Origin of the sequence: uncultured Streptococcus sp. (assembly GCF_963525625.1) — a bacterium.
Lineage (GTDB): Bacteria > Bacillota > Bacilli > Lactobacillales > Streptococcaceae > Streptococcus.
Genome location: NZ_CAURLD010000008.1, coordinates 78,003 through 92,881, shown reverse-complemented (window position 1 = coordinate 92,881; position 14,879 = coordinate 78,003). Strand labels below are relative to the sequence as shown.

Sequence of the window (14,879 nt, the reverse complement as noted above, 5' to 3'; positions counted from 1 at the left end):
TCCCTATCCTTTAAACACTTCTTCATAATCTGACACAATCTTTTCCCATGTGAAAGCTGAGAGGATTCTTTGACTTGACTTGAAATCCAAGTCAGTTATTGCTGCCTGATCAAATCCTTCTACTTCCTCAATGACACGAGCCAACTCATCTTTTTTCCAATAAATGGCCCCGTCTTCACCAACCTCACGGTTAAAGCCAACATCCAATAAGAGATTTAATTTAGTAGATGCCAAGGCCTCCAAAAGAGACGGATTTGTTCCGCCAACTTCGTGGCCATGAAGATAGGCAAATGCATTCTCCCGAATGTACTTGAGCAATTCTTGATCATAAACTGTTCCAACAAATTTAATCCTTGGATCTTTATCAAATCCTGTGTCTTTGAGCAGCTGATTGTAAAACTTGTTTTCTTCAACATTGGTAATCAGGACAAAGTCTTTTTTAGAATGAGATGCCATAGCCCCCTTAATCATGGCTTGATAGTTATTTTCTGGCACAAAGCGCCCAACAACTAAGTAATACTCATTCTCAGCAATATCTTTTTCCTGATACCATGATCGAACTTTGTCTTCGTTAGCAGACAACTCAGATCTGCTTGTATCTGTCCCATAGGCAACGTAAGTTGTCTTTGGAGCATATCTCACATAGTCTGCTTTTATGTAAGATTCGATATTCTCACTATCACAAACTAAGAGATCTGCATGCTTAACCATCAGTGCTTCAGAAATTTTCCAATACTTGCGTACTGGCATGCTCCATTTAGCTCGCAGCCATTCATGACCATCGGGATTGACAAGGAGCTTGCCGCCCAGTGCTTTGATTTTCTTTTTGATGTTTCCGATAAAAGGGCCAATTCTACAAGCTAGAACGTAGAAAATTGGCTCAGAATCTTGATTCTGCTCAGCTAGCTCAATAGCCTTATTTAGCGCAGCAATATCGTAGGCAATCGCTCGAGCTGAGCCAATTTTAGGCACATCTATGTTGTAACATATAGCTCCATTATACTCGAAAGTATCCTCTAAAATCCCAGACTTGGCTGAATTCTCCCTCATACAAGCCACATAGTACTGGATATTAGAATTTTTCTGGCAGGCGGTCAGCTTCTCAACAAAGGTCTCAAATCCACCATATTTAGCTGGGATACCTTTAGATCCCACGATATAGACTGACTTTTTCATACTCCTCCTAACTCCGAAAAACAATTCCCCCTACTTTGCTCCATCTCTAGCCAATACGACTCTAAATGTCTTTAGCAAAATTTTGATATCTGACCAAATCGTCCATTCATCTATATAAGCAACATCCAAGCGTACCACTTCATTAAAGTCTGTAATTTGACTACGGCCGCTAACCTGCCAAAGACCTGTGATTCCTGGCTTAAAACTAAGACGCCGTTTTTGCTCTGGTGTATATTGCTCGTACTCATCCACAGTTGGCGGTCGTGTCCCAACCAAGCTCATATCCCCAATTAAAACATTATAAAACTGTGGCAGTTCGTCTAAGCTGGTTTTACGGATAAAGCGGCCGATAGGCGTAATCCGTGGGTCATTATTGACCTTAAACATACCTCCAACCATCGTATTCTGCGCCAACAAATCTTTTTTCCGCTCTTCAGCATCAGTGTACATAGACCGGAACTTATAGAACTTGAAACGACGCCCATTCTTCCCAATTCTCTCCTGGACAAAGATAGCAGGTCCACCATCCTTCTTGATAAGCGGAACTAAAACAAGAGCAGCCAAACCACAGAAGAAGAGACCAACCAGAGCACCAATAATATCCAGCGTGCGTTTTGCTAACACATGGCCATACTTGTAAAAGTTTGTTGAAAAAGTGACCACACTCAAGCCTGCAACTTCTCGAACCCGTTTCTCTCCCATAGAGATAAAATCGAAAACATTGATATTGACAGAAACATCGATTCCCATTGCTTCAAACTGTGAAATAAATCCTTCAATGTTATATTCCTCATTTGGCAGGTTGATGAACACTTCGTCCACTACTTCACGCGTTGCAAATGAAACGATTTTTTCTTTAGGAACGATTTTTACATTGGGATTGCTAAACGGAGCATCATCTAGCAAAGACACCGCAACAATCCTGCCCCCTATATCGAATGATTCTTGCAGGCGTTCAAAGACCTTATCCAGAGAATCGCCTGTTGTAATCAGAAAAACTCTTTTACTATTTTTCAAGTTTGGATAAACAGTCTTCTGATAACGTTTAAAAGCCAAATTGACAAAATAGACTAGCGCTGCATTTACAATGACAAAGTAAATAAGCCCTCTTCGAGAAATAGAAAAACTATCTTGCATCATGAAAGAAGCAAAACTAATTGCCAAACTATAAAAAATACTATATCTCACAGTGAAAATAAACTCTTCTAAATAGCCTCGCTTCAGGATGTCATAGCAAAAATCGCTGGCATAAAAAGCAATGACATGCAAGAATGCAAGCACTAAAATACTGTGCTGATTGATTTCCGTTTCCCTTAAAGGACTCACTAAAAATCCCGTAAAGAGTACAGCAAAAAGCTGAACAAAGGCAAGTTCTGCCTTTTGAAATTCCTTCCTGTCTCTAAACATAATAATCTCCCAATTATCCTAAAACTCTTTAATCCCTATTATTTCCCATAATTGCCATAGCTGCCGTATCCCCCATAAGTTCCGTAGGCACCATAGCGTTCCAAATCAATGTTATATTTATTGAGGACAACACCCAAAAAAGGAGTTCCCGTTTGTTCCAACTGCTCTTTAGCTTTCATGACTGCTTTTCGTTTGATATGGCCTGCTTGTGTCACCAAGAAGCTGGCATCGCATTTCTGAGCGATGATAGCCGCATCAATGACCAGACCAATCGGTGAAGTATCCACAATGATGTAGTCATAACGAACACGCAAGTCCGTCAAAAGTGCTTCAAACTGCTTGCTTTGCAAAAGCCCCGTCGGATTAGGTGATACCGGACCAGACAAGATCACATCTAGGTTGTCCAGATCTGTATCGTTGATGACTTCATGCAGGGCAGCCTGTCCTGACAAATAGTCCGTCAGTCCTGATACTTTTCTCTGACTGCTAAACACACCGGACATGACTGAGTTGCGGATATCCGCATCGATCATCAAGGTCTTATGACCAGCTCTGGCAAAGGCGGCCGCGAGATTCACTGAGGTTGTAGACTTTCCTTCATTTGCCGTCACCGAGCTTATTTCGACCATCTTGATATTGGCGCCGCTCAGCTGTACATTAGTGCTCAGAGCGTTGTAGTATTCCTCGGTTAGTTTGACAAGGTTTCTTTTTTTCCTAACTAATTCTAAGGTTGCCATTTTCTCTCCCTTACATTCTGTTCATATCTGGGATAACGCCCAACAGCGTCAAGCCCATGACTTCTTCAATGTCCTCTGGCTTCTTCACCCGATCATCCAGGATTTCGACAGCGATGATAAAGATCGACATCAGGACACTGCCCCCTAAAAATCCTAAGATAACATTACGCCGAATATTTGGTGAAGAAGGCTCTGCTGGGACTGTTGCTTCTTCCAAAGTTGTCACATCAGAAACTTTTGTCACCTCGATGATTTTCTCAGCAGCGATATTACGAAAGGCATTGGCAATGCGAGCCGCTTCCTCTGGATTGTCATCTTTAACTGTAATCGAAACGATACGAGTATCCGCCGGAACGGAAACTGTGATGTGACGCGTCAGCTCTCTTGGTGACGTTTGCAGTTTCAGCTCACTAATTGCCTGTGATAGAACCGCCTGTGACAGAATGATTTCCTTAAAGTCCTTAACGAGGTAAGACCCTGCCTGCAAGTCCTGATTAGTCAAAGCTGCCTGCGTTTCGTTTTGACGGCTGACCACATAGATGCGTGTGGTACTCTGATACATTTTCTTAGCAATAAAGACGCTGTAGCCAAAAGCCAGCAAAGAAAAGAGCACCGCTCCCAATACGATGGTAAATTTCTTCAGCCATAAGGCTCTCAGCAAGGACAGAATATCGATTTCTACGATTTGCTTTTCTTGTTTTTCCATTTTTCCCCTAAATCAATTCATTTTTCAATAATAATGCTTGGTTGCCGCCAAAGAGAGCTTCTGCCCGGCGGGAACCGTATTTTTTAGCGACGATGTCAAAGGCCTCCTTCATAAAGGGCGGTCTCTGACTTAGATTGTGCATGTCGCTGGCAACAAAGTGGACCAAGTCCTTCTCCAAAAAGAACTGAGCCCGTTTTTTCATAAATTTATGCGAGTCTCCAAGCAGCTTAGGCTTTAGAACACTGGAGCTGTTAATCTGAGTATAGCAGCCCATATTAATGAGTTCCTGCACCTTCTTTTCATCATTTTCCAGGCAGTGATAGCGCTCAATATGAGCCACGACCGGTGTCAGACCTAGGCGCAGAATCTGAGCCAAGCCTTTATGGATGTCCTTATAAGGAGTTGCCATGCTAAACTCAATCAGCACATAGCGTGTGCCAGCTAGACTAGGGAAAATCCCCTTTTCCAACTTATCCGCCACATCACTGGTGTAGTAAATCTCTGCCCCATAGAGAACCGTCAAGTCAGGCGCCACAAGCTCTGCCAGTTCTTTTACCATTTTAAAGTTAGAGCTAATGGTCTCTTCAGGCGTTTCAAACATGCCCTTTCTGCGATGAGAAGTAGAGATAATAGTCCTAACTCCCTGTCGATAGCTTTCTTCCAGCAGTTTTTTGGAATCCTCAAAATTCTTAGGACCATCGTCCACATCAAAGATAATATGAGAATGGATATCAATCATGGTGTTTTCCCTTCCATTACCTGCTGAATCGCTGCCTTAGCATTATCAAGGCTTTCTGGCTGGATTTCCATCATGTAGAGATTGGAATCTGGCATAGCGTAGGATGGTAGATCCATACGACCGTTTCCGCTGATGGCTTGTGACTGAACTTGATAGCTTCCACCTGACTCCAGCTGGGTATTGACCAGATTCATAAGAACAGGCAGCTCCATATTGGTCTGGATAGAGTCCTGCAAGCCGGAAATAATCTCGTTGTAGTTCTTCAAAGCACTGGTTGAAGTCAGCTTTTTAATGACTGCTTCGATAACCTTTTCTTGATTTTTTCCGCGGTCATTGTCGCCCCCCTGAAGAGAGTAACGCTCGCGAACAAAGCCTAGTGCCTGATCTGAGTTCATGTGGACTTTCCCTACTGGGAAATGATGATTGCCATGTCGGCTGGTAAATTCTTGGTCATTTTCAACATCAATCCCTCCCAACAGGTCTACCAGCTTGAGGAAGGAAGTGAAGTTCAGACGAACATAGTAGTCAATGCGAATACCGTAAAGATTTTCCAGCGTGTGGACAGAAGCATCTACTCCGTAAATCCCTGCATGGGTCAGCTTGTCCATCTGTCCGCCTCCTCCATCTGCAATCGCCACATAAGAATCACGAGGAGTTGTCGTCAAGAGGACTTTCTTGGTCTTGCGATTGACCGTCATGATGATATTGACATCTGAGCGAGAGACAGATGAAATCGAGCCATAAGTATCGATACCGCTGACATAGATATTGAAGACATCCGCATCAGCAGCATCGCTGCGCTTGCCGGTCTCTACTTGACGGGTAATTTTATAAGTATAGATTTTCTTTATCTTTGAAGCATAGTCAGCATCGTGAGAAGCCAGCATATCTCCAAATGAGCTGTTGAGGGTAATGGCCTCAGTCTCTTGATTGATGAGGGCCTTGTAAGCTGCGATATAAGACGAGCTGTTTTCCACTGTGAGTTCTGTCTTTTTAGTCTTCTTGATGTGATCCAAAAGAGCCGCTACATTGTCCTTGTCCCCATTTTCAGTCGGAGCTGTCAGCTTCTTCAGCTGAGTCACATCTGATTTATCGCTGTCTGTCCGGACATAAACCGCCATTTCAATTTCTGAGTAATTTGAAGTGGAGTTCACACCTCTAGACAAGTCCATCAGCTCCTTGACCCCGTACATAGCTCCTGAAGATACCAGTAAAGTCACAAGCAAAAGTAAGGTTGTCAGAACTTTGAACTTATTTTTCCATACAAAGAAGGCTGCCAGTAAAATAACAGCCGCCAAAAGAGCAGACAAAATAAGGTTCAGGTGATGAAACGCCAGAACATTATTTTTAAATATAGAAAAAACAAGCAAACCTGAAACCAAGCTTACCAATGTCAGTAAAGCTGCATTAAAGAGCCTAAGCTTCTTCCCCTTTTTAGAAGCAGGCACATTTCTCCTATGTTGATTCATAATTCTCCCTTTTTCTCCCCTGAGATATAAATACATTTTATTATATCATAAATGCATTATGATACACTAAAATATTTAAAAATATTTTAGTTTTTTCCAAAATTTGTTGACAAAAAAGGACAGTCTGTATTAATTTTCGGTAAATTCTTTCTTCCTTCTCGAAAAACCAATATTTTATACTGTTTTTGACAATAGAAAAAAGAGGCAAAACCTCTTTTATATCAGTATTTTGCTTATTTTTTAAAGCATCTTATCCCTGTCAACTTGCTCATAGGCTTGGAGGCCATCATTAAGCTTGTCCCAGATGACTACCTGGTCTGACTGAAGGGACTTCTGCACATCAATGATGCGCTGATTGGAAGAACCACGGAACTGTAGCATGAGATTCTTCTTGGTAAGGTCAAAACGGCCGTCCACCAGAATATCAATCAGACTCAGCAGCTCCAGCTTATCCTCCGTTTCCAGCATCATCTCTTCCCAGGTGTAGCCCGTCCAGGACCAGATATCCTTGTCCGGAAGTTCTCTCCGAATCCGCTTGACCAAGGGCAGGAGAATGCCTGTATTGAGAAAAGGCTCGCCCCCTAGGAGGGTAAGCCCCTGCACATAAGGCTCCGCCAAATCTTTCATAATCTGCTCCTCCAGCTCTTGGGTATAAGGAATGCCAGCGTTGAAGGACCAAGTTGCTGCATTATAGCAGCCCTCACAGTGAAACATACAGCCACTGACATAGAGGGAGTTGCGGACACCTTCGCCATCCACAAAGTTAAAGGCCTTATAGTCAATGATTCGCCCCTTGCTCAGCTCCTCACTTTTCCATTCTTGAGGTTTGGGATTGTTCATGACACCTCCCCATCTAACTCTATCCAGTAGCGCTGACTTCTGTCGATTGTATTTTCGTAAACACCGCCAGCAGATAGAATCGTGCGACGGCTGGCTTCGTTGTCTTCATCACAGGTAATCAGCACTCGTTCTAGTCCTTGTTTTCGAGCCTCTGCAAGTCCTAGCTCTAGCTGCAACTTAGCCAAGCCCTTTCTGCGTTGACTGGGCCGGATAGAATAGCCAATATGCCCACCCTCCACAAATAATTTGTCATTTAAGGACAAGCGTAAAGCTAAAAAGCCCAGAGGCAAGCCGGTCTCATCAAAGGACAAAAATTGGATTGCAGGAACCCAGCCTGCTGGCAAGTTTGCCACATCTTCCTTCCGTTCTACAATTTTCAACCAATCCTCATAATCCTTTGCTCGCTTCCAAGTGGAGCCCATGCCACCGTGCATATAGGATTTTGCAGCATCGAACTCCGCAATCATCTCTAAAATAGCATCTTTATCTTCCAAAGTTGGTCTTCTTAGCTCCATGTTCCCTCCTTAATTGACATCAATCCAGTAGCGCTCTTTTCCGCCTCGAACATCCTCTAAAGCTCCGCCATTAGCCAGAATCACTGCTCGGCTGGCAGCATTGTCACTATCGCAAGTCACTAGGACTCGTTTTATATTTTTACTTTTGGCTACTTGCAAGCCTTGTCGCAGCTGCTCTTTGGCCAATCCTTTCCCACGCGCAGACGGACGGATACTATAGCCGATATGCCCGCCTTCTTGAAGCAAATGGTCATTGAGCCGCAAGCGCAGATTGAGAAAGCCCACAGCCTGACCATCCGCAGCAAAAGAGATTAGTTGGATGTAAGGCACAAACCCTTGCGGCAAGCCTAGACCTGCCTCAGCTAGCTGAATAGTCTCCAGCCAGTCCTCGTAGACAAAATCCGCTCCGCCAAAGAAGCCATCCTGTCGGCTACCAGCCGCTTCAAAGTCAGCCAGCATCTCTAAAATCTTTTCCTTGTCTCCTAGTTCCGGTCGTCTCAGCTCCATAGTACCTCCTGATACGAAGAGAGTGAGGCCGCCTTGCGCCCCACTCTGACTTCTATTGTTTCTTGTTCTTTTCTAAAAATTGCTGACGCAGTTTGGCTAATCGTTCTTTTTTGCTGCTGCCGCCCTGCGAATGTTTTTCATGGAAACGCTGCACCTGAGCCTTTCCTTTGTCATCCAATTGATACTTTCCCATCTTAATTTCCTTCGTACTTAATAGTCGAGCCATTCATGTGCTTGACCCGAGCTGATATTTCCTTGTGTCGGCCATTGACCATTGGACGGGCTTGTGGATTTCCTAAGTAACCGCAAGTCCGCTTGACTACATCGACCGTCTTGGGATCGCTGTTGCCACAGTTTGGACAGGTGAAGCCCCGCTCGGTCGGTGTGAAGTCCCCCTCAAAGTTACACTTGTAACAGCGGTCAATCGGTGTATTGGTTCCCAGATAGCCGACCCGGTCATAGGCATAGTCCCAGACAGCTTCCAGTGCCTTGGGATTTTGCTGCAACACAGGATATTCACAGTAGTGGATAAAACCGCCTGAGGCTCCCACTTCTGGATAAATCTTCTCAAAGTCTAGCTTTTCAAAAGGCGTTGGATTCTTGCGCACATCGTAGTGGAAGGAGTTGGTATAGTATTCCTTGTCAGTAATATCCGGAACGACCCCAAACTTCTCTGTATCCAAGCGACAGAAACGGTCGGTCAGGCTTTCAGATGGCGTCGAGTAGACAGAAAAATGATAATCATACTGCTCGGACCACTCTTCCACCCGGCGCTTCATATCTTTGACAATGGCAATCGTAAAGTCCTTGGCTTCAGGATTAGTCTCCCAATTACCGCCGTAAAAGACTGCTGCCACTTCATACAGACCGATATAGCCTAGAGACACCGTTGCACGACGGTGAGTAAAGAGCTGGTCTACCTGATCATACTTGCCCAAGCGTTGGCCAAAAGCCCCATACTGATAAAGAATCGGTGCATTGGCTGGACTGGCTTCCTTGGTCCGCTCCACACGGTAGACCAAAGCATCTTCAGCGATATTCATCCGCTCGTTAAAGAGTTCCCAGAATTTATCCAAATCCCCCTCGGATTCAAGCGCAATCCGTGGCAGATTGACAGTAACGACACCTAGATTCATACGGCCGGAGTTGACTTCCTGGCCATTTTCATCCTTCCAGCCTTGCAGGAAAGAACGGCAGCCCATCGGCACCTTGAAAGAACCAGTCAAGTCGATAATCTTGTCATAGGAGAGGACATCTGGATACATGCGTTTAGTGGCACACTCCAGAGCCAGTTCTTTGATGTCATAGTTAGGCGTTCCCGGCTCGAGATTGAGCCCACGCTTAAGGGTGAAAATCAGCTTAGGGAAAATCGCTGTGCGGTGCTCGCTTCCCAGTCCCTTGATACGGATATTGAGAATGGCCTTCTGAATTTCCCGCTCAAAACGATTGGTTCCCAGACCAAAGCCCAGTGAGGTAAAAGGAGTCTGACCGTTAGAGGTAAAGAGAGTATTAATCTCATACTCCAGCGACTGCATGGCATCGTAGATGTCCTTCTTGGTCTTCGCCCAGGCGTATTCTTCCTTCCTATCTGGTAAAACCCATTGCTCCGCATCCTTGAGATGCTTTTGATAATTAAGCTCAGCATAGGGCGCCAAGACCTCATCAATTCGGTCCGCTGAGCAACCTCCATACTGACTAGAAGCTACATTGGCAATGATTTGCGAGATTTGCGCTGTTGCGGTCTGGATAGACTTGGGACTCTCTACTTCTGCATTGCCAATCTTGAAGCCATTTTTCAACATGCCGTCAAAGTCAATCAAACAGCAGTTAGTCATCGGTGTATAAGGACTGTAGTCCAAATCATGGTAGTGGATGTCCCCCTTTTGGTGGGCATTGGCCACATGAGGCGGCAACATCTTAAGGCCGATGGATTTGCCAACAATCCCAGCTGTCAAATCCCGTTGGGTATTGAAAACATCACTGTCCTTATTGGCATTCTCGTTGACTACCGTGCGGTCTTTGTTGAGGAGCTTGTCAATAGTAAAGTTGATATCAGTCGCTTTTGAGCGCTCAAAATCCCGTTGGGTGCGGTAAGTGATGTAGTTCTCTGCAATGGCATATTCCTTGGCATTCAAAAGCTCATGCTCAACGATGTTCTGAATCTCATAGATTTTGACATACTTAGCGAAGCGACTGCTGATTTCTGCCACAATGCGGTCTGTGATAGCTTCTAGCTTGGCTTCCAGCATTGGATTCAGCGGACCGACTTCCTGAGCCGCCCGCACCATAGCCTTATAAATCTTTGACACATCAAAAGCCACTCTGCGGCCATCCCGCTTCTCCACATAAATCGCTGGAGCAGTTTCAAACTTCTCTTCCCTTAAAATCATCACGAACACTTCCTTTTCTCTGCCCTTAGGACAAATCAAGTCTCTTTAAACCTATCGCTTGCGAAGAAATTTCCAAGAAATCTCCGACAGCAGTTCATCCAAAGAACAGTATTTTATAAATAAGTCGATACAAGACTCATTATAGCACGTTAAAATTAAAAATCAATATGTTGTGGCAAAAAAGTTATTTTTTCTTTTTATACACAACATATTGATTTTTTACTACTTAAGTTGATAAAGCTTGAAATGGTCGAGTTTGAGGTCAGATTCCTTATAATTTTTGGAAATTAGCTGTTTCGCATCCGACAGCAGTTTGACATCATTGTTGACCAAAATATACTTGGGCTGGCTGTTTTCAAGTCCATTCTGAAGACCCAAACGATTTTCAGCCGTTCCCACATACAAAGTTGGAGACAAGAGAGAAACAGCTGATAGGCGGCCGCTCTTTTGATACAGACTAGCCGAGGTGTCCCAGGCATAGATGGTATCCCCATCCTTGGTCTTTTCCTTAATATACTGAGCCGCCTCGCTTCTTTCAGCAGATACACCGCTGGAAAGGATATACTCATTGACCAAAGGATAGCCAATCAGATAAAAGATGGCTAAGAGTGGCAGAAAGAACTGGCCTGAAAGATAAGAAGTCCACATGGTAGGCCGACGGCGATCCCGGCGGTGACGCCCTGGTGCTTGCTGCTTGCCTTTATTGAACCACAAAGCAAAAAGAATCATGGCAAAAGGCAGGGTAGGAAGCAGTTGATAGCTGCCCTGATCTGGCAGGATAAAAGCTGCAAAGACAGTAATGAAGAGCCCTAGCAGACCGATAAAGCGCAAGACGCGCAGGCTGGTTGCTTGCCCCTTTTCTCTTGAAAAGAGATTGGCACCCAAAGCAGAAATGAAGCCTAGACCAACCGTCAGTAAGCCATAATAAATCAAATTAGAAAGGCTATGACTGCCAATCAAGCTGATGGAATCCCAAGCATAGGTCACCTGACTGATAGCCTGGCCAAAGGTTTGATTGGCAACAGTAAAGTAGCCGATAGGATAAAAAATCACTGAGAAGCCAAAGAGACCAGCTAAAAGCTGATAGAAACCTCGAGCCGCACGCTTGGCTGCGATATTGTAGACCAAAAGCACCAGAGCAGTCAAAGAGTAGAAGACTAGGCTGGAAACCGGATCAATCATAAAAGCAAGAGCTCCGAAAGCTCCATATAGAATGAACTTTTCATCCTTGATTGAATCCTGCAGATAGCGCACCAAGAAAGATAGATTCCAAAAAATAAAGGGCAGAACAAAAATACTAGAGTAAAGACCGCCAAATCCAAGGGCAAAGACTAGCAAGTAAAAGAGCAACAAGAGGCTGCGCGATAGTTCCTGTTTAGACTGTAAGAGCACTAAGGTCTTGTGCAGGAAAAGTCCAGCCAGCCACAGAGCCAGCGTCTGAAAGACCATCCACAAAAGCTGGCCAAAAGCCAGACTACTGGTCCAAGCCATCAGATAGTAAAGCAGGCCACTGGTCCCATATATTTGCGAATAAGGCACCTGGCCCTGAGTCATGGCCCAGCCGGCATAGAGGTTCTGACTTTGTAAATTCGTTGCTAGATTGGTCAAAAAAGGATTGACGACACTCAGCAGGCTGATAGCCAAACTGCTCAAGAGCGTCAAAAAATAGGGCGTCGGCTCTGGCTTGGTGAATTTTTGCTCAGACCTTTCAGCCCTAGTCAGCTGCTCCTCTGAAACCTCTAAAACTTTTTCTTCCGTTGTATCATGCATATAAAATATTCTCCTTGATATCAGTCCCATCTAGTATATCAAATTCCTGTCCTCCTGTCAGCTTTCTCTTGACCCTTCTTCTGAGCATTATAGCTTCTAGCCAGCTCCTCCAATTCCCGAAAACAGCGATATTCTCTCGTTTCATAAGCAAGTGGCTGACTGGAAATTTTCTCCATTGTCATCTTAAAAAATTCCTTTATTTTTTACATTCGTAAAAACAGAGCAAAAATCCGCCCCCACATAAAAGCAAAAATGTCAAGAACACATCTCAGCACGATTAACAAAAGCACATGCAAAAAATCTAAAACTTCCGCCTCAGATTTTCTGTATATTGCTGCAGAATTTGCCTCCTTGGCATTAGAGCATAGGTGCAAAGAGCTGCATGATTTCTTTGATAAAGCGACGATACCAGCTGCTATCAAGATTTTCAGGAAGAATTTCCTCAGAAGCCTCAAAAATGGCTTCAAAATCTTCCTTGATAGCTGGGATACTCTCCGTATGATACATCAGGACTGCATTTTCATAATGGTGCACCAGACTGCGGTAGTCAAAGTTAATCGTCCCTACCACAGCAAATTCATCATCGGCCACAACATTCTTGCTGTGGATAAACCCTGGCGTGTACTCAAAAATCTTAACCCCCGCTTCCATCAGATCCGGATAGGCTCCGCGGGTAACAATCTGAATCAGCTTCTTGTCCGGAATGAAAGGAGTCACGATGCGGACATCCACTCCCCGCATAGCAGCATTCTTGATATCCTCCGTCAGGTCATAGTCAATAATCAGATAAGGCGTGGTAATGTAGACATAGTCCGTAGCCTGACTGATGATATTTTGATAGACCGTTTTGCCAACCTGACCCTTATAAATAGGCTTAGGCCCGCTACCATAGGGAACGTAAAGCCCTTTGCCTTCGACAGCTTTATTTTCTAGATGGTACTTGTCAAAGTCTGTGATTTCCCCACGGTTGATATACCAGTTCATGAGAAAGAGCCGCGTCAGAGCCTTGACTGCCCGACCTTCCAAGCGGACACCGCCATCTTTCCAGTGGCCAAAACGGACGATATGATTGATATACTCGTCAGCCAGATTGATGCCGCCAGTATAGCCAACCTGACCGTCAATGACCAAAATCTTGCGGTGGTCACGATTGTTATAGGATACCGTCATTCGCGGAATCACCTTGTTAAATTTATAAGCCTCGATGCCCATCTTGCGCAGCTTACGCGTATAATCGCCCGGCAAAGTAGCCATGCAGCCAATATCATCATAGAGCAGTTTGACTTCAACGCCTTGCGCAGCTTTTTCGACCAAGATTTCCAGAACACTGTCCCACATCAGCCCTTCATCAATGATATAAAACTCCAGAAAAATGAATTTCTCAGCAGCCCGCAGGTCAGCCAGCATGGCCTCAAACATCTCCTCACCGATGGGAAAATAGCGAGAAGCTGTACCGTCATAGACATCCGCATTATTGTCCATACTCAGCAGTGATTTGATAATACCGTAGGCTGACTTGTTTTCCTTTTTCAGCTGAACACGGAGTTCATAGCTATTGTCCTCTCGAAATTTCATAGAGTCCATATTTTCCAGCTGAATCATTTCTTTTTTAGACAGTCGTCGCTCGCCAAACATCAGATAGAGCAGGAAACCAAAGACCGGCACCACGGCAATCAAAAGCCAGGTCACCTTACTCTCGGGCGGCATATTGCGGTTGACAATGGCTAAAATGGTTCCGATATACAAGAACACAATCATTACTACTGACAGCCAGTTGGGTGCAATCTCATTAAAATAGAAGAACGCAACAAAGACAAAGACCAGCTCCAGCAGCATAATAATGATGCTGAAGCCGTATTTTGACATTAATAAGCGGAATTTCCTGAAAGTCATACACTCTCCTATCTCATTGCATATATTCTAGTATATCAGTAAAACTGCCTTAAAACAACGTTTATATCAATGCAAATCGTATTTCTGGCTGATGAAAAACCAAGAACAGTATTTGAAGACCGCTATCCTCAAAATTTCACTACAAGATTACAACTGATAAAAGGAAAAGCCCTATTCAAGACAGGGCTCTTTCATCATTGTTTCGTAAAGACCAGTGTGTCATCATCATAAGGCTCTTGGGAAAGATCCTCAATTGTCAGCTGATTGCCCTCAATGCGATAGCGCTTGACATCATCTCCAATGACCATAGTCTGGTTGGTAGCATCAATCTGAACCTGTTCAATTTCCTGATCACCATCCGCTTCGACCTTGGTTAGCTGGCCAGTAGTGCCCGAAATCTGCAAGGTCAGCTGATCGCCTTCATGACTTGTCTGGTAGCTGCCATCCAGCTCACCATTGGCTGCTTGCTCAGAAGCGGATGCTGAAGCAGATGAGCTGCTATTGGCAGCACTAGACGAGCTAGCTACCGACGAAGACTCTGCTGGCTTGCTGGAAGCGACTGACTGAGACTGAGAGGAAGGTGCCGTCTGGTTCTGATTAGAACCGCAAGCTGCCAAGGCCAAAATAGCCGCAGCAGTTAGACCTGAAATCATTAACTTTTTAGAAATTGCCATAGTATTCTCCTTTTTCTTCTGTCTTTATTGTACCAAAGCAGGACTCTGGCGGTCAA

At 44.4% G+C, this 14,879-nt stretch carries 15 protein-coding genes; all 15 read right to left on the bottom strand.

Going from position 1 to position 14,879, the window contains the following annotated elements; translation table 11 throughout:
* Positions 1-3 precede the first annotated feature (3 nt).
* A complete protein-coding gene (gene cps2T, locus RYK49_RS06210; RefSeq protein ID WP_002905545.1) occupies positions 4-1,176 on the bottom strand; it encodes a beta 1-4 rhamnosyltransferase Cps2T in 1,173 nt (390 codons plus the stop codon).
* A gap of 30 nt (positions 1,177-1,206) precedes the next feature.
* Entirely contained in the window at positions 1,207-2,583 is a 1,377-nt protein-coding gene (locus RYK49_RS06205) for a sugar transferase (RefSeq protein WP_002905546.1), read from the bottom strand.
* A 38-nt stretch (positions 2,584-2,621) separates the two neighbouring features.
* On the bottom strand, positions 2,622-3,320 hold the full coding sequence (locus RYK49_RS06200) for a polysaccharide biosynthesis tyrosine autokinase (protein WP_002905547.1): 699 nt from the start codon (positions 3,318-3,320) through the stop codon (positions 2,622-2,624).
* 10 nt (positions 3,321-3,330) lie between these two features.
* Entirely contained in the window at positions 3,331-4,026 is a 696-nt protein-coding gene (locus tag RYK49_RS06195; protein ID WP_002894051.1) for a Wzz/FepE/Etk N-terminal domain-containing protein, read from the bottom strand.
* A gap of 7 nt (positions 4,027-4,033) precedes the next feature.
* Complete coding sequence (gene cps4B / locus RYK49_RS06190) at positions 4,034-4,765, bottom strand: capsular polysaccharide biosynthesis protein Cps4B (RefSeq protein WP_002905549.1); 732 nt, start codon at positions 4,763-4,765, stop codon at positions 4,034-4,036.
* Positions 4,762-6,270 (bottom strand): LCP family protein, encoded by a 1,509-nt coding sequence (locus tag RYK49_RS06185; RefSeq protein WP_002905550.1) that lies wholly within the window; start codon positions 6,268-6,270, stop codon positions 4,762-4,764. The genes cps4B and RYK49_RS06185 overlap by 4 nt, the downstream gene beginning before the upstream one ends.
* A gap of 204 nt (positions 6,271-6,474) precedes the next feature.
* Positions 6,475-7,074 carry an anaerobic ribonucleoside-triphosphate reductase activating protein gene (gene nrdG, locus RYK49_RS06180; RefSeq protein ID WP_002905552.1) on the bottom strand — a complete coding sequence of 200 codons (600 nt, stop codon included), beginning with the start codon at positions 7,072-7,074 and terminating at the stop codon, positions 6,475-6,477.
* Complete coding sequence (locus tag RYK49_RS06175) at positions 7,071-7,589, bottom strand: GNAT family N-acetyltransferase (protein WP_314865237.1); 519 nt, start codon at positions 7,587-7,589, stop codon at positions 7,071-7,073. The genes nrdG and RYK49_RS06175 overlap by 4 nt, the downstream gene beginning before the upstream one ends.
* A gap of 9 nt (positions 7,590-7,598) precedes the next feature.
* The gene (locus RYK49_RS06170; RefSeq protein ID WP_125348116.1) at positions 7,599-8,096 is read right to left on the bottom strand and encodes a GNAT family N-acetyltransferase; all 498 of its coding nucleotides are present in this window, start codon (positions 8,094-8,096) and stop codon (positions 7,599-7,601) included.
* A 52-nt stretch (positions 8,097-8,148) separates the two neighbouring features.
* Complete coding sequence (locus tag RYK49_RS06165) at positions 8,149-8,289, bottom strand: hypothetical protein (protein WP_002902050.1); 141 nt, start codon at positions 8,287-8,289, stop codon at positions 8,149-8,151.
* Between the two features lies 1 nt (position 8,290).
* Positions 8,291-10,486, bottom strand: coding sequence for an anaerobic ribonucleoside-triphosphate reductase (nrdD, locus tag RYK49_RS06160; protein ID WP_125348115.1), 2,196 nt, complete (start codon positions 10,484-10,486; stop codon positions 8,291-8,293).
* 222 nt (positions 10,487-10,708) lie between these two features.
* Positions 10,709-12,256: a heme transporter CcmD gene (locus tag RYK49_RS06155; RefSeq protein ID WP_125348114.1), complete on the bottom strand. Its 1,548-nt coding sequence runs from the start codon at positions 12,254-12,256 to the stop codon at positions 10,709-10,711.
* 38 nt (positions 12,257-12,294) lie between these two features.
* On the bottom strand, positions 12,295-12,438 hold the full coding sequence (locus RYK49_RS06150) for a hypothetical protein (protein ID WP_002899268.1): 144 nt from the start codon (positions 12,436-12,438) through the stop codon (positions 12,295-12,297).
* A 175-nt stretch (positions 12,439-12,613) separates the two neighbouring features.
* On the bottom strand, positions 12,614-14,149 hold the full coding sequence (cls, locus tag RYK49_RS06145) for a cardiolipin synthase (protein WP_314831366.1): 1,536 nt from the start codon (positions 14,147-14,149) through the stop codon (positions 12,614-12,616).
* 194 nt (positions 14,150-14,343) lie between these two features.
* Entirely contained in the window at positions 14,344-14,823 is a 480-nt protein-coding gene (locus RYK49_RS06140; RefSeq protein ID WP_314831365.1) for an SP_0198 family lipoprotein, read from the bottom strand.
* Between the last annotated feature and the right edge of the window lie 56 nt (positions 14,824-14,879).